16 protein-coding genes are annotated in these 21086 nt (G+C 55.2%); 5 read left to right on the forward strand and 11 right to left on the reverse strand.

Going from position 1 to position 21086, the window contains the following annotated elements; translation table 11 throughout:
* Positions 1-116 precede the first annotated feature (116 nt).
* A complete protein-coding gene (locus tag CEE69_RS25565) occupies positions 117-3341 on the reverse strand; it encodes a DUF1553 domain-containing protein (protein ID WP_099263439.1) in 3225 nt (1074 codons plus the stop codon).
* Positions 3342-3411: 70 nt separating this feature from the next.
* Entirely contained in the window at positions 3412-4518 is a 1107-nt protein-coding gene (locus CEE69_RS25570) for a twin-arginine translocation signal domain-containing protein (protein WP_233215635.1), read from the reverse strand.
* Positions 4519-4655: 137 nt separating this feature from the next.
* Between CEE69_RS25570 and CEE69_RS25575 the strand changes: the two genes are divergently transcribed.
* Positions 4656-5393 carry an AraC family transcriptional regulator gene (locus CEE69_RS25575; protein WP_099263441.1) on the forward strand — a complete coding sequence of 246 codons (738 nt, stop codon included), beginning with the start codon at positions 4656-4658 and terminating at the stop codon, positions 5391-5393.
* A gap of 408 nt (positions 5394-5801) precedes the next feature.
* Positions 5802-6746: a hypothetical protein gene (locus CEE69_RS25585; RefSeq protein ID WP_233215636.1), complete on the forward strand. Its 945-nt coding sequence runs from the start codon at positions 5802-5804 to the stop codon at positions 6744-6746.
* Positions 6747-6870: 124 nt separating this feature from the next.
* Here the strand turns inward: CEE69_RS25585 and CEE69_RS25590 are convergent, their stop codons facing one another.
* From CEE69_RS25590 to CEE69_RS25630, 8 genes are all read right to left on the reverse strand, one after another.
* The gene (locus CEE69_RS25590) at positions 6871-8460 is read right to left on the reverse strand and encodes a sulfatase (protein ID WP_099263443.1); all 1590 of its coding nucleotides are present in this window, start codon (positions 8458-8460) and stop codon (positions 6871-6873) included.
* Positions 8461-8463: 3 nt separating this feature from the next.
* Complete coding sequence (locus tag CEE69_RS25595; RefSeq protein ID WP_099263444.1) at positions 8464-9924, reverse strand: sulfatase; 1461 nt, start codon at positions 9922-9924, stop codon at positions 8464-8466.
* A 78-nt stretch (positions 9925-10002) separates the two neighbouring features.
* A complete protein-coding gene (locus tag CEE69_RS25600) occupies positions 10003-11364 on the reverse strand; it encodes a FecR domain-containing protein (RefSeq protein WP_099263445.1) in 1362 nt (453 codons plus the stop codon).
* On the reverse strand, positions 11306-11875 hold the full coding sequence (locus tag CEE69_RS25605) for an RNA polymerase sigma factor (protein ID WP_233215637.1): 570 nt from the start codon (positions 11873-11875) through the stop codon (positions 11306-11308). Before CEE69_RS25605 ends, CEE69_RS25600 begins: the two co-directional genes overlap by 59 nt.
* A 412-nt stretch (positions 11876-12287) precedes the next feature.
* Entirely contained in the window at positions 12288-13508 is a 1221-nt protein-coding gene (locus CEE69_RS25615) for a DUF1559 domain-containing protein (RefSeq protein WP_099263448.1), read from the reverse strand.
* 821 nt (positions 13509-14329) lie between these two features.
* Positions 14330-15499 carry a radical SAM family heme chaperone HemW gene (gene hemW / locus CEE69_RS25620; protein ID WP_099263449.1) on the reverse strand — a complete coding sequence of 390 codons (1170 nt, stop codon included), beginning with the start codon at positions 15497-15499 and terminating at the stop codon, positions 14330-14332.
* A 1-nt stretch (position 15500) separates the two neighbouring features.
* Complete coding sequence (locus CEE69_RS25625; protein WP_099263450.1) at positions 15501-16340, reverse strand: MBL fold metallo-hydrolase; 840 nt, start codon at positions 16338-16340, stop codon at positions 15501-15503.
* Positions 16340-17143 carry a segregation and condensation protein A gene (locus CEE69_RS25630; RefSeq protein ID WP_099263451.1) on the reverse strand — a complete coding sequence of 268 codons (804 nt, stop codon included), beginning with the start codon at positions 17141-17143 and terminating at the stop codon, positions 16340-16342. Before CEE69_RS25630 ends, CEE69_RS25625 begins: the two co-directional genes overlap by 1 nt.
* Before the next feature lie 322 nt (positions 17144-17465).
* Here CEE69_RS25630 and ilvN point away from each other — a divergent pair, with 322 nt between their 5' ends.
* The 3 genes from ilvN to CEE69_RS25645 all read left to right on the forward strand — a co-directional run bounded on the left by ilvN (position 17466) and on the right by CEE69_RS25645 (position 19702).
* Complete coding sequence (ilvN, locus tag CEE69_RS25635) at positions 17466-18005, forward strand: acetolactate synthase small subunit (RefSeq protein ID WP_199169946.1); 540 nt, start codon at positions 17466-17468, stop codon at positions 18003-18005.
* Between the two features lie 61 nt (positions 18006-18066).
* Positions 18067-19071 carry a ketol-acid reductoisomerase gene (ilvC, locus tag CEE69_RS25640; protein WP_099263453.1) on the forward strand — a complete coding sequence of 335 codons (1005 nt, stop codon included), beginning with the start codon at positions 18067-18069 and terminating at the stop codon, positions 19069-19071.
* Positions 19072-19075: 4 nt separating this feature from the next.
* Positions 19076-19702, forward strand: a complete 627-nt coding sequence (locus CEE69_RS25645; protein WP_099263454.1) for a DUF4254 domain-containing protein — start codon at positions 19076-19078, stop codon at positions 19700-19702.
* A 290-nt stretch (positions 19703-19992) separates the two neighbouring features.
* On the opposite strand, the gene CEE69_RS25650 is transcribed toward CEE69_RS25645, so the two are convergent.
* A complete protein-coding gene (locus CEE69_RS25650; RefSeq protein WP_099263455.1) occupies positions 19993-20829 on the reverse strand; it encodes an amidohydrolase family protein in 837 nt (278 codons plus the stop codon).
* Positions 20830-21086: the final 257 nt, after the last annotated feature.

Raw genomic sequence — 21086 nt, forward strand, 5'->3', positions numbered from 1 at the left:
CGGGCCGTTGATTGAATGAGCCGCACCGCGTTAGCGGCGGTTGGTCAGACGCCAACCGGGGCTAACACCCATCGGCTAATTGTTGCCATTCGGTATGCGACTAAATCAACAACCGGCTAGCGTTTCCAAATCGTGGCGTCCAAGTTCAGGATGACTTGGCAAAGCGAGGTCGTGGCAGCGAGTTCGGCGAAGGAAACGTCGCTGGGTAATTCGCGTTCACCGATCGACAGGTAGCTTTTGGCAGCCTCGATGTCTTTCTCGAAGAACGTTTGCTCTTGTTGATAGAGCGTGACGAGTTCTTCCAGTTCGGTTGTATCGGGGCGTCGTCCTGACAATTGCAAGAAAGCGTTCTCGATTCGTTGTTCGGGTGCTTCGTTGCTCATCAATGTGGTCGCCAGTACCCGAGCGGCTTCGATGAATTGTTCATCGTTGAGCAGCACGAGTGCTTGCAATGGCGTGTTGGTTCGCGATCGTTTGACCGTGCAGACTTCACGCGACGATGCGTCGAAGACCATCATGTTGGGAAGCGGAGCGGTGCGTTTCCAAACGGAATACAGCGACCGGCGGTACAGCGATTTACCAACCGATTGCTGATACGGTGGCGACATTCCGTTGGATTCTCGCCAAAGGTCTTGGCCCGGTTGATAAGGCGACACCGGAGGTCCGCCCATTTCTGGGTTCAGCAATCCGGAAGCGGCCAAGGCGAGGTCGCGAATTTGTTCGGCCGCGAGTCGATAGGACGGGCCGCGGGCAAGCAATCGATTGGTCGGGTCGCTGTTGAACTGTTCCTGCGTGCAGCGAGAATCTTGACGATAGGTCGCGGAGAGCACGACGTTGCGGCACTGGCGTTGGATGTCCCAATCGTGATCAGCAAAATCGCGAGCCAACCAATCGAGAAGCTTGGGATGAGTTGGCAGGTCGCCTTGCAAACCAAAGTTCTCGGGCGTGCGGACCAACGGATCGGCGAAGAAGTTGCCCCACAGTCGGTTGACGGCAACGCGAGCGGTCAGCGGGTGCTCGGGATGCGTGATCCATTGAGCTAACCCCAAACGATCCTTCGGAGCGTCCTCAGGGAATGGAATCGGGATGGCTTTCAAAACCGTTCGTTCGACCCGTGTGGTTTCGTCGGTCTCGGCATCGTATTCCCCGCGGAGCAACAGGTGCGTTTCGCGAGGTTCGTCCATCTCACGCATGATCGGGATCTCTTGGATGACTTCTTCGGCCATCACGAATTCATGTCGAGCCTGGCGAAGTTGAGCCAACGCGTCGCGAGCGTCTTGATCCAGCGCGGACGCGAACGTTGCTGCGTCAGCGGGCCGAGCTTCACCCGTCGCCAAAACTTGCAGTTCAAGCGAAGTCAGGTTGCGTTCGTAAAGTCGGACGTCGTCGATCAAGCCGCCGGCGAACCCGCGGGCTCGGAAGCGTTGGCCGATCACAAATTCACCACCGTGATCCACCACGACGTTGCATGATTTCTTCAGCTCGTCACGCAGTGTTACCGTTTCCAGTTCGCGACCGTTTAGGAAAAGCTTCAGCCCTGATGCTTGGGAGGATCCGTCATAGGTTGCCGCGACTTGATGCCATTGGTTGGCTGGGATTGGTTCCACCGTGCGAACGCTGATGGCATTTCCAGGCCAAACCCGAGCCATGCGTGATTCGAGGTGGCCGTCTTGGATCGTCAGGTCGTATCCGTTGTAGCCGCAGTCCGTTCCGCGAGTGTGATGGACGATCAGGCTGCGTTCGGGCGATCGTTCAGGATCGTTGAGCGTGACAACGACGGTGAAGGGCGTCCAGCGATCGAGCGGTTCGATGTCATGCGTGGTCACACCGCGCTCGCCATCCAGTTTCAATGCCATCCGTTTGGTTGGGGTATCCGGTTGATCTGATGTTGCTCCTTTGGAATCGTCTTTGGCAGCCGAGCGGGCTTTCTCGTCGTCGGCAAGCGTGGGATTCAGGCGAGCGATCTCACAGTCTTCGACGGGTACCAAGTCACACATCTTCGCCCAAGATCGATCGGACTCGGATGGGTGATAAATGGGTTTGACGGCGTTGTCGAAACCTTGATCAAACGCCAACGCGAGTCGCAGGTCGGGAATGTCGTCGGCGGTGATGGATGCCGCTTCGCTGGCATGAAAACGCTTCTTGGCATCCGCACGAACGGTTTCGTATTGGCGTTCGGATGTGGCCAATTTTGTGCGAGCCAGCTCAAGTGCAGCGGATTCTTCTTCGGTGGGAAGCAGCATCGACGGGCAGGGAACTTTCTCGGTGCGGTCGTACACGCCGCTTTCGTCAATCGAATTGAAGAACGCCGACAGCGAATAGAAATCGCGAGCGGTGATCGGGTCGTACTTGTGATCGTGGCAGCGGGCACATTCCAACGTCAGTCCCATCACCGCGGTGCTGAAAGTGTGAACGCGATCGGCCGCGTTTTCGATTCGCCACTCTTCAAAGACCGCGCCGCCTTCGTTGTTGAGACGATGGATGCGATTGAACGCGGTCGCCAGTCGCTGGTCTCGCGTGGGGTCTTCCAATAAGTCGCCGGCGATTTGCCAGGTCAAGAAATCGTCATAAGGAAGGTTCTGATTCAGGGCACGAACGACCCAGTCACGGTAGGGCCACTGCGTGTTGAGTTTGTCGCTTTGGTAGCCATAGGAATCAGCGTAGCGAGCGACGTCGAGCCAAACGATCGACATGTGTTCGCCGAACGCGGATGATTGCAGCAGTTGATCGACCGCATCGGTGTACGCTTTTTCGCGATCGGTTTGGACGGCTTGCTCGAAGTTCCGGATCGTTTCCGCCGACGGTGGCAATCCGGTCAGGTCCAAGGTGACCCGTCGCAACCATCGCAATGGATCCGCTTCCAAGTTGGGTTGCTGCCCGGCCGCTTCGATTTTCGCCAATACAAATTGGTCAATGGTTTGCTTGGGCCATTCAGTCTGTTTGACCTGCGGCACTTCCACCGTTCGAGGTAGTTTCTCGAAGGACCAATGGGCGGCATAAGGAGATCCCTCTTCGATCCAACGTTTCAGCAGATCCTTCTGTTCTGCGGTCAATTCCAAATTCGCGTGCGGCGGTGGCATCACGAGATCTGGATCATCGCTTTGAACACGATCCAGCAGTTCGTCCGATTCCAAAACGTACGCCGCGTCTTCTCGGATATCCAAACGCAGGTCCGCTTCCCGAGTGGCTTCATCGGGACCGTGGCAGAAGTAGCAACGGTCCGAAAGAATCGGGCGGATGTCACGGTTGAAATCAATGTCGTCGGCCGCGATGGCAACGGTGCAACTCACCGTCGGCCAAACGAGAAGCAAAGGTAGGAAAGAACGAATCGAAACGAACATATTGAACTAGCAGCTGTGGGGAAGGTTGCTGGGGTGCAGGGCGGTCCGGGCGGGCAGACTCAGGCGCGGACTAGATGCGTTCGAGTTTGATCGGCGGCGTGTGGTTGGCGTTCCACTGGCACACGTACAGGTTCTTGTCTTCGTCGACGCAAACATCGTGTCCGTGCATGATCGGCTGGCTTTCCAGTTGGTAAGACTTTTGAAGCACCCCATCGACATACTCGGGTTCGGAACCACCTGGGTTGGAAACGACTTGGTCGCCTTCCATGATGGTCATGAATCCCGTGTGTCCCGCCCAAGGCGATCCTCCCGAACGTGGTTGAGACCAACAGACTCCCGCGTACAAGTTTTGGTCGTCGATGACCGGGCGACAGACTCGCATGTTCGGCAGCGAAACCGTCTTCACGTATTGGCCGTCCAGCGTGAAGTACTTGAAGCAACATTCACTGCGTGAGGTGCAGACGATCAAAGGTTGATTCGGGTCGCGGGTGTCGAGTGCGACTCCGTGGGCGTTCTTCAGATTCATGTTGGGGTCTTCGTTGTTGTGCCCACCCCAGTGGCGAATGTATTCGCCGTTGCTGTTGTACTGGATCACATAGTCTTTGCCGTAGCCATCAGCCACATAGATGTCGCCATTGGGACCGACCGTGGTTTCGGTTGGGCAAAACGGATCGCCGGCGTTGTAGATGCCAATGGTTTGTGGGTGCCCGATGTCAAACAAGATGCGGCCGTCCAACGACATCTTGGTCACGCGGCCGTTGTTGCGGATCGATTTGCCGTTGCGATCAAGCGTCCATCCGCCATCGGTGATCAACAGGAATTCTTCGTCACCTTCGTCCATCAAGCTGAGGCCATGACCGCCGGGGAAGATGGTTCCCCAGGCATCCAGCAGTTTGCCGGATTTGTCAAAGACGAGGATGTTGTTGTCGGTGTGGTCGCCGATCATGAACAGCCGACCGCTTTTGTCCTGCACCATTTCGTGACAGTTGAGAAGCGGCGTTCGGAGCGCGCTGATTTGGGCCCAATCGCGAATCACGCGATAGCGATAATCGCCGTGCCCGATGATCTCGGGCTCATCCTTGGGCGGAGCTGCGGTCAACGTGTGAGTGGCAGCGGTCGCGGCGAGAGCGGTGACGGCGGATTTTTGCAAGAAGTTGCGGCGGGGCGTCTGGGTCAAAATTCAAGATCCAGCAGGAGCGATGGGATGCGAGCGAAGCGTGGCCCCGCTCGGGAATGATTGATTCGAAGACCAGTTTCGCTGGGAGAACGCTGGTTGTCTTGCATGAAGCGATTATTCTTGTGTAAAAAAGCAGCATGAAAAAGACACTCAATAGACAAGCGTTTTTCGCTCGTTTGGCTCCCGGACAGGAGATTTTGAAGCTGTTCGATTGGATGCCCGATGTGTCGTTCTTCGTCAAAGATCGCGAGGGAAGGTTCATGGCGCTCAATCGCCGCGGCTGTGAGTACTGCGGCGTGTTGTCTGAGTCGGAAGCAATCGGAAAGACCGATCACGACTTCTTTCCGAAGACACGGGCGGACGAATACCGCGAAGACGATTTGCAGGTGATGGAATCGAAGGAAGCGATCATCAACCGAATCGAAAGTGCGCCCGAAGAAGCGGGGTCGCCGCGGTTGGTCACGACCAGCAAGATTCCGCTGAAGGATCGTCGTGGACGTGTGATCGGCGTCGCGGGTTTTTCACGTCAAGTCGAGCGGATGCAATCGGGCAGCGCGGACTCGTTGGAAAAAGTGATGCAGTACATCCACGCTCACTATCGCGAAGACATTCCGACGGGGCACTTGGCTGAGATGGCGGGGTTGTCGGCAAGCCATTTTGAGCGGCGATTCCGATTGGCGTTTGGTGCTTCACCACGACAGTATTTGATCCGCGTTCGAGTGGAGAACGCGGCGCGATGGTTGCGAGAAACGGACGAGCGTGTGACCAAGATCGCGCAAAGTTGCGGTTTCTATGACCACGCACACTTCAGTCGCAGTTTTCAGCGGATCATGAAGATGTCGCCGACGGAGTATCGCAAACGCAAACAGAGTTGAACGCCGCTCCCACAGAGTAGAACAATTGGCCCCCATTGTTCTGTCAGGCAGCGTTCTCTTTCAAGCTATTTTCCAGATTCAAAGCAACGATCTCACTGAACTTCCAGTGAGTCAAGCAAAGATGCGGAAGTTCACCTCGTTTGGAATGCCTGGCTCATTTAGGGGGTAGCAGGCCGTTGATCTAATGAGCCGTACCGAGTTGGCGGCGGTTGAGCAGACGCCAACCGGGGCTAACGCCCATCGGCTAATTGTTGTCATTCGGTATGCGACTAAATTAACAGCCAGTTAGCTTTCAAACTGCTATTCTTATAAGTTTGCAAGCCTGTCGAGTGTGGTTCGTCGCAGGTAAGTATTGCTAGAATGCGGGAGCCGATTTTGTATTTGACGCACATCCGTGATGGTTATGGAATGCGAAGTTTCCTTGTCTTGAAGATCGCTGTTCTAGACCTAGGGGCAAGGTGCCTTGCTTGTGTCTTGTTTGCGTCCGTTGTGATGGCTGGAACGGCTCCGGCCGGTGAGTACGGCGACCTCACAGCCCAGCAACAAGCCGATCTGTCTCGTTTCTTGGGGTGGGTCTGGGCCGACGGCAAGCCACTGAACACTGACCAAGTAACCGGAATTCGCTCGGAGGTGCGCCATGCGAAATACAAAGCTGTCGTGGAACGGCTCTTGGCGGTTCCCGAGCTTCGTATGCAATTGGGGAACACGGATGGAGAACCCGATAAACGAAAGGTCAAAGCTCCTTGGGACTTTTGGAACCATTCGCTGCCAGGCGGAAACCCAGGTGATCCACAGCTCCTACGAGACGCGATTCGCAATCCTAATTTCTTAGCCGGAGTGATCGAGGGAGAGGGCGGTCGAAGCAAAAAGGGACAGCTCTACTACATGGACGACCATTTCCACGGACCGGCCCGTCAAGACAAGCTGTACGGTCTGGCTCACTTTGGACCCGAAAGAATTCTGCAGCTCTTCGAATTGCTTGGAGAAACCTACGGTTTCACTCGCACCAGCCTGCGAATTGGCGGAGAGAACCCATCTTCACCGATCTACACGTACGCCGAAATCGATGAAGCTCGCGCTGATCTGCATCGGCGATTCGCGGCCGCAAAAGCCCACAATGAAGCCGTGAATCAGGAAGGAAGGACCGACTATCAAAAGTTGATTCCCACCCATCTCTTTGTCCATTCCGACGACTGGGACACGCTGCGAAGCTACGGGTTCTTCTTTGCGGGACGCATACCAGACTCGCCAACCGGGACGCCGCATCGTAGCGTGGCGGATGGAACGTTTCCCGCGAGCGACCTGCCGTTGGCGACAGGTACCATGAGCTTCTTTGGACCAACGAGTAGATAGGCAGGTTGGCAGGAGTCCTTTGGTATTTGGACTGTTTCGGTAGATGCCAATGCTGCCACGTGCAACCGCGGGCTAACACCCAAACGGCTCACATGATTGTGCCCGATCGTTCCTGCCGACGTGTTTAGTTCGAGAATTGTCGGTACTGAGTGGCTGCGACGTGCGCTTGGTTCATGTTGCCGAGTTTCTTTTCGATTTCTTTGTAGGAAGGGTTCCCCGACAGATTCGTTTGCTCGAGCGGATCGGATTGGTAGTCGTACAGTTCGGTGAACTGTGGTTTTTGTTTGAGTCGTGCTCCGCTGCGTTTCTTAGTCATCATGCCTTTGTACCACGCGATGTATCGATAACGTTCTGTGCGAATCGCGACTCCCCAGTGTTTGTCGTGAGGGAAGATCGTCGCGGCGAATTCGTTTACTGAGTCTCGACTGTGCTGCAGAATGGGAGCGAGACTTTTTCCTTCGGTCCCGGTTGGCGTTTCCAGGTCGGTCAATTCGCAGAGCGTTGGAAAGATGTCAATGAGATTGACTGGCGATCGGTTGGTGCCAGCACCAGGAAGGTCTGGGCTTGCGATGATCAATGGAGTTCGAGTCGATTGCTCGTAGTTGGTGTGTTTGCCCCAAAGTTGCTTGTCGCCGAGGTGGAATCCGTGATCACCCCAAAGCACGATGATCGTATCTTCCTGCATACCGGTCTCTTTGAGCTTGGCTATCACTCGACCGATCTGAGCGTCGACATAGGACACGCAGGCGAGATAGCCGTGGATGAGTTCTCTTTGGGTGGGCGGTGAGATGGGGCCGGTCGTTGGCACGCCGCTGTAGGTGCGGGCTTCTACGTATTCGGTTTCGGCACATTTCGGCGAGTTTTGTGGATATCGCTGGTGGGCAGCGAGTTCGAGTGTCTCGCGATCGTAGAGATCCCAGTACTTTTTCGGAGCGACAAAGGGAAGGTGCGGTTTGACAAAACCGATCGCCAGAAAGAATGGCCTGCTCGAGTTCTTGAGCGCTTCCAGTTGTTCGATCCCGCGATTGGCGATCGCACCGTCTTGGTAGGCGTCGTCGGGAACGTCATAGCATTCCACAGCCGGACCACCGCCGTGATCGCGTACGTATTGCTGCAGCTTTTTGTCCGTCAGACCCAATGCGGAACCTTTCTTCTTCAGCTCTGCAACGAGATCCTTCAAGGCGGGGTTGTGATAGCGACCGCTGATGATCGGCCCACCGATGTTCGCGTTGTAGGGATTTCGTCCGAAGAAATGAGTCCAAGACGCCGCGTCCTGGGGTCCGTTCCAATCGCCGTCCAGATTGCGCGGGTCGAATATTTTACCGGTCCCAATGGTCACATAGCCATTGTTTTTGAAGTGCTGTGGCAGTGTGACCAGGTCAGGAAATCGCGGACGAAACCTGTATCGTTCCGGGCCCATTCCATATATGCCGAGCGTGTCGGGATAGTAACCGGTCAGTAGGCTCATGCGAGATGGGCCGCACAGCGCCTGTTGGCAGTGTGCGTTTTGGAAGACCATTCCGGATGCGGCAAGCGCATCGATGTTGGGTGAGTGAACGTGTTCGTGTCCGTAGCAATTCAGCAGCGGTTTGAGATCGTCCACCGCAATGAACAACACGTTTTTTTGCTTGGCCTGGACCGGATAGGCGGCGAAAGCAACGAGCACCAGCAACAGCCATCGTTTCCACGCGGCTGTTTTGAGTAGAGGCATCATGGTTTATCTGTTGGTTAGGTTGCGATTGGGGGAGTCTGCGTCCCTGACATTGTCCAACGCTTTGCCGGAAAGCACTTTCGGCGCCTCCGACTTCGGTAGCCATTTTTCGGCAAGGTCACGCTTCATTGGTTCGTGTTCTGGGTTGCTCGCTAGATTGGTCCATTCATTGGGATCTCTTGTGTGGTCGTAGAGTTCTTCAGTGCCGTCGAAATAGCGGGTGTAGCGCCAGTTCTTCGTTCGCAAGGTGTAGTTGCCACGCCCCCAAGTGGTCATCGCCGGTCGGTCGATAGGTTTTTTGGGGTCTTTCAACCACGGCACCAAACTGATTCCGTCCACGTATTCCGGTGGTGTAAGGCCGGTTAGGTCGCACAATGTTCGATAAACATTGATGAGTCCAACCGGTTCCGAACATCGTTTCCCGTTGCCATCCTGGCCTCGCGGATCCCAGATGATGAACGGGACCCTGGTGGATTCTTCCCACAGTGAAAATTTGGTGTAGGACCTTTTTTCACCGAGGTGGAATCCGTGGTCCGACCAGAGAACCACGATGGTATTGTCGAGGTACGTGCTTTCTTCGAGCGCTGTCATCACGCGACCGATATTGTCATCGGTAAAAGAAATGCACGACAGATAACCACGGCGAACTTCGTTCCAACAGTCATGCTGCTCAAAACGGTCGACGACGGATTGGAATGCCATCGACTGGCCAACCGCGGGAATGTCTTCCAGGTCAGACTGCGTCATTGGCGGTGGTGCAATCTCGTCGGGGAAGCGGTCGTAGTTTTCTTCCGGTGTGATGAATTCGATGTGAGGACGAATGAACCCAACGGCGAGAAAGAAGGGTTTTTCGTGCTGCTTCTGCAGGAAGCTGACCGCATGGGAAGCAGTCCGGTAGTCAACAAAATGGTCGAGCGGGTTGGTTGCCGCGCAAACTCTCAAATATCGATTCTTCCTTTCTTTGTTGTCCGCCATGAACCCTTTTCCCTCGGCCCCTTTGATTTTGATATCGCCGAAGGAAGCGTATTCGTCCCAGGTTTCGTCTTCTTCATAGGTGTTGTCAGGGTTGTGAAACACCTTGGTCACGCCACAGGTGGTGTAACCGTTTTCTTTGAAATGACGGGGAAGGTTTGTGTAGCGATCGAGCACCTTCCGATCGACTTTTTTAAGTTTGTAAAACGGATAAAGCCCCGATTTATGGGGCTCGACTCCCAGGAGTAACGCGTTGCGACTGGGAGAGCATCCCGGCGCGGTGCAATGTGCGTTGGTGAACGTAACGCCTTTCGCCGCCAGCCTGTCCATGTGCGGTGTCTTTGCTTCAGGGTGACCGCCCAGGAAACCGCACCAGTCATTCATGTCATCAATGCAAATCATCAAGACGTTGGGGCGTTTTTGTTGGGCGTCCGCTATGGAAGCGTAGAAGCAGCAGATGGCCAATGAGATGGCGATGGTGTGTTTTGAAATCACTAGGTTAGGTTTCCGAGAATGGGTCGGATGGTTGATGGCGATCGATAGACCGTGAGTCTTGCAACCCACCTGCGAGTGCTATTTCTTGAGTGTGAATTCGAGTTTCGGTTCGCTGGCTTCGGGATGCGGAACGCCAGCAAAGGCATGGCATGGGACGTCGTTGGTCCTGATCGGTAGGTTCTGCCGTTCGATGACAAAAGTCACTTCGGTATCTTTCCGTTCTTTGAGAAATTCCAACAACCTTTGGTTGCTGATCTCAAAGCTTCCGTTTTGTTGACTACGCGGCACGTCAAACGTTCCGAGGATCACACCGTCGTCGGGACTGGGAGAGTCTTGCCAACGACATTCAACGTTCCAGCCAACCTTTTCCGGGTTCGTGATTCCGTAGACCGCATATCGATTCAATTCCGGTAGGCTGCTGAATAGACCGTAGGGAAAGGGGACAAGGTTGAGCCGAAGCAGCACCGAATCGACCTCATCGAAGTTGACGTTGGAGAGATCGAAGGCAAAGAATGACCGTCGATCCCATTGCTTCTTCATCAGCCGGTTGACAGTTAAGTATTTCGGCTGGATGAACTCGCGTCTGTCATTACGGATCGCAGTGCCTTCACGACCGCCAGTGCCGACAATCAGCGTTTGGGGGCCAGGAGCAGGGCCAAGTTCAGGCTCGATCGGTTTTCCTTCGACAAGTGCGTTTGACTCAACCGTGATCGCCTTGCCAACGCCGCGCAACCGAGCGTTTTCGCCGGTTGAGGAAACGTAGACAGAAATTTCACCGTCAAGGACTTTGAAACTGGAACGATCACTGGACGGATCAACGCTCACTGAGAACTCAGTACCGTGGTCAACCGCATAGCCGTTTGGAGTTTCCATGATGAACCCGATGGCGGACTTTGGTACATCGATCCTCGCCCTACCGGACAGGATTCTTCCCCGCATCGGTGTAATCAGTTCCAGTCGGGCTGGTCCTTGGATCGAAACGTCAACGCCGGATCGGAACTGGATCGTTGCCATTCCTGTCTTCAAATCCAGAAGACCTGCGGCAAGGTCTGATCCGGTGGTAGTGGGGAGAGCACTTTCCCAGGAAGCGTTCTCTCCTGAAATCAACGTCGCGACTGGTGACGCAGCAAAGAAACGAGGCGCAAGCACGATCGCGAGCAGGATCGACGCTGCCAAGCCCGCTTGGGCGGCAAGGAATATCCATCTCGATTTCGTCCAACCGGGTGATGCGATCGCAGCAGCGGATTCCAATTGAACCTCAGGATTGCGAGCATTCTGGCCATGTTCGTGGATCAAACCTGTCAGCAATCGAACATCGTTGAATTGCTTCACTCGTTCCGGACAACAGCTTAGTTCATAGCCGAGTTCTTCGAGTTCATCCTCATTGAGTACACCCTCGAGATAGCGTGTTGTCAGATGTTGAAATTCTTCTTCTGTCATAGTGGGATGTCTCCGCGTTCCACGCACCCAACCGGTCTTGAACACATTCGCCCAACGTGCTGTAAATTCGGTGCAACGTTTTATAAATTGTGTCCGGGGTACGCCCCAGTTTTTCCGCTACTTCAATGCCGCTCAATCCTTCAGAGAATCGAAGCCGAACTACGTCGCGGCAGTGAACCGTTAGGTTTGCGAGGCATTGGTGAAGTGCATCGACACGCAAGTTAATTTCATCGGCATCGCGACATTCGAGATCTGCGTCCACTAAATCCAAAATTGACTCATCGAGGAGAGATGGTCGATAATTTTGTCGGCGGATGAACTCATAGCAGCGGCGACGGAGAACTTTCCAGGACCAGTCGCGAAGATGACGGGGGCCTTCAAAGACGCTTTCATTCTCGAAGACCTTCACCAGCATGTCCTGGTAAGCATCTTCGGCGAGCTGTGACTGACGCAAGATCGACCAAGCAAGCGCGACTTGTTTGGTCCTTTCTTGCATCAGAATGCCGAGCATTTCGCTTCGATCCATCATCGTTGTTTGGGTGCCGATTTCGCTTCCTTTGCAGCCTGTTCAGCTGACTTTTTGTCACGAGCATCACGCTCGGCCTGAATGTCGGCGGCTGTTTGCAGGTCCATGATGACCTCGGGTTCTGAACTTCCGCTGCAACCGATAGCAGGGACGAATAGTGTGCAAGCAATGACTCCGCAGATTGCGAACCTTAGCATTGGAATTCCTAGTGTTGAGTGCGCAAGCTGTTTAGCGTTGCGCAGTGGTGGGGATGTGAAGATGTTGGGTGGCTGTGTGCCGCTCGTTCGCTTTGAATTGCCTTGCCGATCGGCAAGGCATTCAGCAGCAATCACCACAGCCAATAGGGCTGGATACTCACGAAGGCATCCAGCATGAATCGTTGATTTATTTCGGAGGTCTAAAACTCGGAGTCGATGACTTCTCCGGACGCACGAGTCCCAAGGGATCCCCACAGACCGAATGGACTCCTTGCACCCGCGTTGGATGGTGCTGCGTTGATGGCACGAACGGTTTTGGCGGTTTGGTTGCCGGCGTCAATGGAGTCGGTGATGAACTTCACCGCTCCGTCACCCATCAATACGTGGGCTCCGCCTAGGTGGCGACTGCCGGCAGGAGCCAAGACTTCCATTTGCACGGACTTCAGCGAGTTCGGGCTTTGGTTGTTGTCGACGCAGAACTCACGGTTGGGAGGCAGGATTGTTTGAAAGCCAGTGTGGAGCAAGAAACCCGACGCCCATTGGAACCCTCGTGCCCGGTCGGCAGCGGACGCGTTTTGCAGATCGCTGCTCACATTGGGGTCCCAGAACTGAGGGCGTTCAGGATCACGGAACTGTTCGCAATAGCTTGGGTTGTTCATGACAGCGGCCCAAGCTTTATTGCCAATGTGAGGCTGCGTGCGAATATCGTTGTCCCCCATGTCGGTCGGGATTTCACCACACATGAGCGTGTTGGATAGCCCGTCGAGAACGTCGCGAAACTTGGTGCTTTCCATCGGTACAAACATCCCTCGCTGAGACGCACGTAGTCTTTCGATGCGCGAGCTATTGGGCGGTGTCATATCCCAGTCGTAGGCTCCTGAGTTGCCTTTTTCAATTGCATCGCCCATGCATGCGGCATAGTTCGTTCTTCCGTTCGCCGGCAAACCCGTTCCCGGATCGCTGGGGCAGCGGAACGCTGGTATCTCAGTCACCCAAGGGACAAATGTTGCACGATTTGGCGTTGGCCCCATGGGTGGGTAGAAGTTCGGTGCAACCGGAAGAGTTGGATCGCCGTTGCTGATGTGTTCCCACAGCGCGGTTTGCTCGATGAAAGGCATCAGCCCCACCAAGAAACTCAGTTGAAGCCGATTGTCTATGTTGGAACTCGCGTAGTGACCACCCAGGTAACCACCACCATCGGTGCCGCCACGCTGCACAGGCAGTTGGTTGTATGCCGAGTGATAGTTGTGAAGTGCGAGTCCAATCTGTTTGACATTGTTCCCACAACTCATACGGCGAGCGGCCTCGCGAGCTGCTTGAACAGCAGGGAGCAGCAAACCTACCAACACTCCAATGATCGCGATCACGACGAGTAGTTCTACGAGAGTGAATCCATGCCTATCTCGACATCTATTTAACACAATCTACCTCTTTAATTCATTGAAAACACAAGGTTGCTAGTCAAGCATCAAGCCCGATTGAAATAGCGAGATAAGCTTGCCAAGCAGTAGGTGCCGTCTCACATACCAAAGGAGCCGGACCAGAAGACCTACTGCACTCGTCTACATGCGCGACCTGAAAGTTCTGGACAATGAAATCGATCATTTCTTACGAAAAGTTGGAGTCGCTTTTGGGAAACGACAAACAGACTGTGGCAGGGTCGTGAGAGTTGAGACAAGTCGTGGTTGATTTTGACGACGGAGTATCAAAGCAGGATCCTCTAACACTTCAAACGGACAACCCGTAATAGATGAAGTTTTGATGAACTGCATTTGGATGCGCGGCGACTTTCATGATGGACCCATACGACGCATGAAGATGCACGTCTCTTTGTGCATTAGGTAGGGGGCCAGGACTGGGTGGCAGGAGGGGTGTGTCGAGGTTTTGTATTCTCGTGTGTCTTCTCTGTTGAGCTCGATAAGCTGCACGAAAGACGATCAGATTGTTGAAGGCTTATCGTCAGTGTTTGCACCAACACGATTCGATGCGGACCACGTGGCTATCAACCCATTCAACGAGCAGCGTGACTTGCCCGAGACTGAAACATCGTTTCTTGCTTACGCGTGCGCTGCGTTGCGGCCAGGTACAGCCGGGGCGAACGTCTAAACGGCTCACATAATTCTGCCCGATCGTTCCTGCCCACGTGCTTATCGTGTGAAGCGAGGGCACGGAAGTTTTACCCATTCACTTCGAGCTTTTTCGCGAAGCAACCCAACGACGCAAACAGTTGATGGCAGCGGTTCTACTCTGGCTCAGACAGCAGAGCGGTTGCGACTGTGTCTGCGAACAGGATGCCGCGACGGGTGAGTTGCAGGTGGTGATTCTGGTGCGTGACCAGTTCCATCGATTGAAGTTTGGTCAGCGTTTGGGCAAGCAAGGTTTCCAGGTTGATTGAAGTGCGGTCACGAACCATGGAAAGCTCGATCCCGTCGAGCTGGCGGACTCCGAAGGCGGCCAGTTCACGAGCGTACTGTTCCAATGTGATGGTCTCGGTTTCGTCGGTTGCACGTCCGCCGGCCAGCATGCGTTTCAGATACGTTGTCGTGCTTCGATGATTGACTTCGCGTCGACCGTCGACGAAGCGTGCGGCTCCAGGACCAACGGCGTGCCAGCCACGTCCTGCCCAGTAGGCCAGGTTGTGTTGGCATCGGAAGGATTCTCGGGCGAAGCTGCTGATCTCGTACTGCTGCCAACCGTCGCTTGAGAATTGTTGTTGAGCGGCTTCGTACATTTGCAACTCGAGCGTCTCATCCGTTTCCGCCAAATCACCGCGTGAACGCCGTGACCAGAAGGAGGTGCCTTTTTCGAATGTCAGGGCATAGGTGGAGACATGCGAGATCGAGGAGGCTGCGGCGATCGACAAATCATTTTGCCAAGTCGCGAGAGTTTCGTTCGGGGCACCAAAGATCAGATCGATCGAGACATTGCCGACTCGTTGGTGAGCGGCTTCGATCGCATCGAGTGCGATGGATTCGTCATGGCCGCGTTCGAGGCATCGCAATTTTTCGGCGTTGAACGACTGAACGCCGAGGCTGATCCGATTGACGCCGATGGCTTGCAAAGCATCCAAGCACTCGGGCGAGATGTCTTCGGGGTTGGCTTCCGCGGTGATCTCAGCATCTTCGGCTATTGGGAACGCCTCCGCGATCGCTCGATGCAGTCGTTGCAGATGTGTGGCTGACAATCGCGTTGGCGTGCCACCGCCCAAGAAGATTGTTTGCAGCGGCAACTCTCGCGAGGAGTTGTCGATGCCTTTGAGTTCTCGCTCGACGGCATCAATGTATTGATCTTGTAGCTCGTCGCGACCGGCGATCACGCTGAAGTTGCAGTAACCGCAACGATGACGACAGAACGGAACGTGCACATACAGCGACTGTGGTTGCGGCCAGCCGCCGGGAGGAATGCACGTCATGTTAGATCCAAAGTTTCAACCGGTCGTCCAGCATGCCGGGCAATGCTTTTTTGACAAAGCGTCGGATTTGGACGTCGGTGTAACGCGTGCTGGCGTGAGACCCGATGATCAATTCGTTCTTGAAGTTGTCCGCTCGTTCGCGATAGTCATCCACGTGCATGTGACCATGCTTATGGATTTTCGATCGGCGATGTTCGGGCGCAGCAAACGTGAGTTCACTGATCAGAATCTTGGACTCATAGAACTCGGGATTGTTGTCCAATCCCTTGGGTGATGTGTCGCCGGTGTAAGCGAACACGGGCACGCGTTGCTCGGTCGTGATTTCGGTGCCGGCCATCTTCAGGTCGCGAATTTTTTCGCCGGGCAGGTCCAGGTACTCGGGTTTGAGTTTGTGTCGACGTTGGTAGACGATGAACCCGAGTGCATCGATCGTGTGATGCACGTTCATGGATTTCACAACGTACTCACGACCGATCTTGGTTTCGTCGCCATCCAGCAATCCGATCAACTCACACGGCATCGCGCCACGATCGAGGCTGCGGAAGGTTTGCAACATCTTCCACGCCATGTCGACCGCTGAATCGGGCAGGTAGATGATCGGCGGATCCATCTTCATCATTCGGCGGCGGGACACGTACGCGGGAAGGGCAGCGATGTGATCCAGGTGCGCGTGCGAGATGAACATGGTCGGCGTGCCCATGAAGTCCCAGGGCTGGACCCCGACATCGAAGAGCAGCTTGAGTTCGTTGACTCGCCAGCAGGTTTGCACCGCGGCGCGCGAGTAGCCCTCGATCGTCAGTCCGTTGTGGACATGCGAGAGAAGCGGAATGTTATCGACCATCAACGCATCCGGATCGGCATGTTGCTGTTGTCGATCGAGTCGGTGCCGTAGTTGTCGACTTCGTTGACGTTCAAATTGTCTGAGTAACGTTCGGTCCTCACGACTTCGATTTCACCTTGGTCGTTTTGGTCGACCGCTGCGCCGTGGTGCCGGGTCAATTCCAGCATGGCGAGGAACCAACCGATGTAGGCCGATTTGTGTTGCCCGGCGGGCACCAAGTCGACCAGCGGAACGCGGGGCTGAGCCGCCAGTTCTATGTGGATCTTTTGCATGTATACGTGGATGGGGGTGTCGTCGTAGATGACTTCGGTGGCCGGCGGCCCAGCGGATTCACGCATGATCCGTCCGAAGGCGCTGACCAAGTCCCAGATTTCAAGCTCGACGATCGGTTGGTCGGCTGGATCGTTGCGACGGGTCGGGAGGTCGTCGGCGACGCGTTCAAATCGGGTTTGCCAGCGAGCGGACATTTCGTCCAGCACCGCCGCCGCATCGCGAATTTCTTTGTACTGTAGCAGTCGTTCGACCAGCGATTCGTGGGTGTCCTCGACGGCTTCTTCTGCGGATTCATCCTCGATTTTGGGCAGGACCGCCTGGCTTTTCATTTCCACCAAGGTGGCGGCCAGTTCCAGGAAATCGCCCACTTCGCCCAAATCGAGCTCCTGAAGCACGTCCAGGTGAGCGACATATTGGTCGACCACTTTGGCGAGCGACATCTCCGTCAGCGACAATTCCTGGCGGCGAACCAAGTACAGCAGCAGATCGATTGGGCCTCGATAGACCGGCAAATCGATGCGAAAGCTCATGCGGCGGGTCGCTCAGGATCAGAAAGGGCTGAAAGTGGGTGAAAGAGGGACAAAAACGGGAGCAGCAGGTTCGAAAGACGAGCTGTTTCCTGCGGATTCGTGTTCCGCGGCGAAGTGACAGCGAACTTTCGAAGGCTGGAACCGCTCTGTCACGGCTGATCAAGCAGCGAGTTTGCAGCGTTTGGCCCGAAGCCCTTGGCAGCGTCAACCTCCAAAATTATCATGCGTCGCTCTTGATCGCGACCCTTCCCTTGTATTTGTCGCGTCTTCGACGCGATTGGCGATCTTTTTTGCTCTCACATGGCGACTCACAGGCACATCCATGGCCAGTCCCAACCAACGTCATTTGCTCTCGGCGCTCGTCCAAAACGTGCCCGGAGTGCTTGCACACATTTCCGGAATGCTCGCTTCCCGCGGCTACAACATTGATTCGTTGGCTGTCGGTGAAACCGAAGACGCATCTCTATCGCGAATGACGTTTGTCGTTGTCGGCGACGACCAAGTCCTCGACCAAGTCCGCAAACAACTCGAGAAAATCGTCACGGTCGTGCGTGTGCTGGATATCAGCTCCAACGATTACGTCGAACGCGACCTCCTGTTGGTCAAAGTCACGGCTCCCGCAGGTGGCGTCCGCAGCGAAATTCGCGAATTGGTCGATATCTTCCGCGGTCAAATCGTCGATGTCGGCGAAGGGGAAGTGATGATCGAAATCAGCGGCCGAGCCAACAAGGTCCAGGCATTCATCGAACGAATCGATCGCTATGGCATCGTCGAACTGGTCCGCACGGGCCGCATCGCGATGGTTCGCAGTGGTTCGCAAGTCACCTCGAGCGAGCCCGCTGCCGAAACCGTCCAAGCCTAACACCGATTCGATACCGATCCCTTCCAAATCATCTTTCCCCACACACCCTGAGTGACTTTTGATGGCAGCCACCATTTACTACGAAAACGACGCCGACCTGTCCCACCTGAAAGGCAAGAAGGTCGCGATCTTGGGTTACGGTTCGCAAGGACACGCCCAAGCTCAAAACCTGCGTGATAGCGGTTGCGAGGTCATCATCGGCCAACGTCCCGGCAGTGCAAACTACGACTTGGCCGTCTCGCACGGGTTCGAACCCATGTCGATCGCGGAAGCCACCAAGGCAGCCGATGTCATCAACGTGCTGCTTCCCGATGAAGTTCAAGGCGACATCTATCGCGATTCGATTCGTGACAACCTGTCCGAAGGCAACGTGTTGATGTGCTCGCACGGTTTCAACATTCACTTCGGTCAAATCGATCCTCCCAAGGGCATCGACACTCTGCTGGTCGCTCCCAAGGGCCCCGGCCACTTGGTCCGCAGCGAGTACGAAAAGGGCGGCGGCGTTCCTGCGTTGATCGCACTGGGCGAAGGTGCTTCGGAAACCACCAAGCAAATCGGTTTGGCATACGCCAAGGGCATCGGCGGAACTCGCGGTGGTGTCATCGAAACCACTTTCGCGGAAGAAACCGAAACCGACTTGTTCGGCGAACAAGTTGTCTTGTGCGGCGGTGTCAGCGAATTGGTCAAAGCTGGTTTCGACACGTTGGTCGAAGCTGGTTATCAGCCTGAAATGGCTTACTTCGAGTGCATGCACGAACTGAAGTTGATCGTCGATTTGTTGTACGAAGGTGGCTTGAGCTACATGCGATACAGCATTAGCAACACCGCTGAGTACGGCGATTACGTCACCGGCCCACGCATCATCACCGATGAAACCAAAGCCGAAATGAAAAAGGTTCTCGAAGAGATCCAACAAGGCGAGTTCGCTCGCAAGTGGATCAGCGAAAACCGTGCGGGTGCTCCTTTCTTCAAGGCAACTCGTCGTCGCGAACGTCTGCACGGTGTCGAGCAAATCGGTCTCGGCCTTCGCCGCATGATGAACTGGATCGACGAAAAAGAAGTTTGATCCGGTGAGCGGCCCCGCTGACGATTCAGGCCGCATTCCAAGGGTCACCGGTTCGGTCCAAGACTGGACGCAATTGCAGATCGATTGCGTCCGCCGGTGGCACGATGAACCCATGGCCAACCCGTACTCGGGTTGGCTGGGTTGGGTGTGCCAGCAACACGCTTTCAATTTTGAGTTGTGGCACGAAGAAGACGTCGCACGCAATCCAAAAGTGACCGACGCTCGAATCGCGGAAGTCAAACGTTCCATCGATCGGCTGAATCAACAGCGAAACGATTGGATCGAAAAGCTGGACGATGCGATCACGGAATCCATCCAGCAATCGGATGTCGTGGTTCCCGAGGACGCTCCGATCAACACCGAGACGCCCGGCAGTGCGATTGACCGGTTGTCGATCATGTCGCTGCGTTTGTTCCATTACGCCGAGCAGTTGCAACGGCAGGATGTCGATGCCGGGCACCGATCCAAGGTGGAGGCGAGGTGGTTGCTTTGCCAAGTCCAACACGCGGATCTTTCGGCGTCGTTGCAGACGTTGATCGATGACATTTTCGCTGGCCACAAACGTCACAAGACGTACCGCCAAATGAAGATGTACAACGACCCCAGCCTCAATCCCGAGATGTCGGGTTGAGGGGTCGGGTTTTGACGGCCTTGCTAACGCGGCGGGTTATGAAATGAGCGATGCACTGGCGTGCGTTGCTTGCTCGCCTCGCTTTGTTCCAAAGCATCGGTTCGGATGCCATGTGAGACATGGCCTACATGTCTCCGTAGCCGAATTCGCCAAGAATTCGGACGGGCATGGGCGAGCCATGTCGGCGGGCAACCTGTAGCACGGCGGTCTCCGCCGTGAGTTCCCTTCGGCAATGGCATCCGGCGACGCACCAATCACGGTCCGAATTCTTGGCAAATCCGGCTACATGTTTAGGCGTCCAAACCATAGGCCTTGATCGCGTTGCCGGCGAAGAAGGCGGCTTGTTCGTCGTCGCTCAATTCGGATGCCAGTTCACGAACAGTGTCCAGCCATTGTTTGTGGCCGGTTCTGAGCAAGCACACGGGCCAGTCACTGCCGAACATCAGACGCTGCGGCCCGAAGGCTTCCAAAGCAATGTCCCAGTACGGACGAATGGTTTCGATGTTCCATTCCGCGTCGCGAACTTCGGTGGCCACGCCAGAGAATTTGCAGGTCAGGTTTTCGCGGCGGGCGAGTTCTTTGAAGTGAGGTTCCCACTGGGGATCCATCTTGCCACCTGAGATCGTTGGCTTGGCAATGTGATCGACCACCATCGGCAAACTCGCGTGGCGGTCCGCGAAATCGATTGCCGCGGGAAGCTGTTTGGCGAAGATCAGAATGTCATAGACCAAGTTGTGTTGGCCGAGCAGCGAGACGCCGTGATTGAACTCTTTGCCATCGAGAAATCGATCGTCCGGTTCATCTTGGACAACGTGTCGCATGCCGACCAGCTTGGGACGCCCGGAGATCGATTCCAGTTGGGACTCGATGTCAGAATCCGCCAGCCCAATCCAGCCCACCACGCCGTGAATCAAGGGTTCCGCCGTAGCGATAGCCAGCAGATCCTCGGTTTCCTGCATCAATTGGCGAGCTTGTACGCTGACAAATCCGTCGACACCACTTTTGGCGGCAATCTCGCGAAGTTGGGCGGCGAGGAAGTCTTGGCGCAGAACGCTCATCTCGTCGCTGATCCAACCATATTCTTCTGGATCGTAGGCCCAAAGGTGGTGGTGCGAATCGATCAACATGATGGCTTTCTCTATAGAGAAATGTGGTTTGGGGAAGGTGTTCGGCGTGGCAAAACACGCGCGAGCCACATCCTATCTTGCAACGCCAACAAGGGAACCTGAAGGCTGGTTGGTGTGTCCTGCTTGAACAACAAAATGGTGCCTGACGGGCCGCTGCCGATCCCGCGCTCTTCCCGGTGGTGGACCACCGAGCGACGGATGCACTCGTCGCCCACTTGAAAATTGCGTTCGTCTCTGCCGTTCGGGTTGCTCGTTTG

It is taken from the genome of Rhodopirellula bahusiensis (genome assembly GCF_002727185.1).
GTDB lineage: Bacteria > Planctomycetota > Planctomycetia > Pirellulales > Pirellulaceae > Rhodopirellula > Rhodopirellula bahusiensis.

Coding starts and splice junctions, on each gene's coding strand:
- CEE69_RS25565 (WP_099263439.1), bottom strand. CDS start 3,341: ATGTTCGTTTCGATTCGTTCTTTCCTACCTTTGCTTCTCGTTTGGCCG.
- CEE69_RS25575 (WP_099263441.1), top strand. CDS start 4,656: ATGAAAAAGACACTCAATAGACAAGCGTTTTTCGCTCGTTTGGCTCCC.
- CEE69_RS25585 (WP_233215636.1), top strand. CDS start 5,802: ATGCGAAGTTTCCTTGTCTTGAAGATCGCTGTTCTAGACCTAGGGGCA.
- CEE69_RS25590 (WP_099263443.1), bottom strand. CDS start 8,460: ATGATGCCTCTACTCAAAACAGCCGCGTGGAAACGATGGCTGTTGCTG.
- CEE69_RS25600 (WP_099263445.1), bottom strand. CDS start 11,364: ATGACAGAAGAAGAATTTCAACATCTGACAACACGCTATCTCGAGGGT.
- CEE69_RS25605 (WP_233215637.1), bottom strand. CDS start 11,875: ATGCTCGGCATTCTGATGCAAGAAAGGACCAAACAAGTCGCGCTTGCT.
- hemW (WP_099263449.1), bottom strand. CDS start 15,499: ATGACGTGCATTCCTCCCGGCGGCTGGCCGCAACCACAGTCGCTGTAT.
- CEE69_RS25625 (WP_099263450.1), bottom strand. CDS start 16,340: ATGGTCGATAACATTCCGCTTCTCTCGCATGTCCACAACGGACTGACG.
- CEE69_RS25630 (WP_099263451.1), bottom strand. CDS start 17,143: ATGAGCTTTCGCATCGATTTGCCGGTCTATCGAGGCCCAATCGATCTG.
- ilvN (WP_199169946.1), top strand. CDS start 17,466: ATGGCCAGTCCCAACCAACGTCATTTGCTCTCGGCGCTCGTCCAAAAC.
- ilvC (WP_099263453.1), top strand. CDS start 18,067: ATGGCAGCCACCATTTACTACGAAAACGACGCCGACCTGTCCCACCTG.
- CEE69_RS25650 (WP_099263455.1), bottom strand. CDS start 20,829: ATGTTGATCGATTCGCACCACCACCTTTGGGCCTACGATCCAGAAGAA.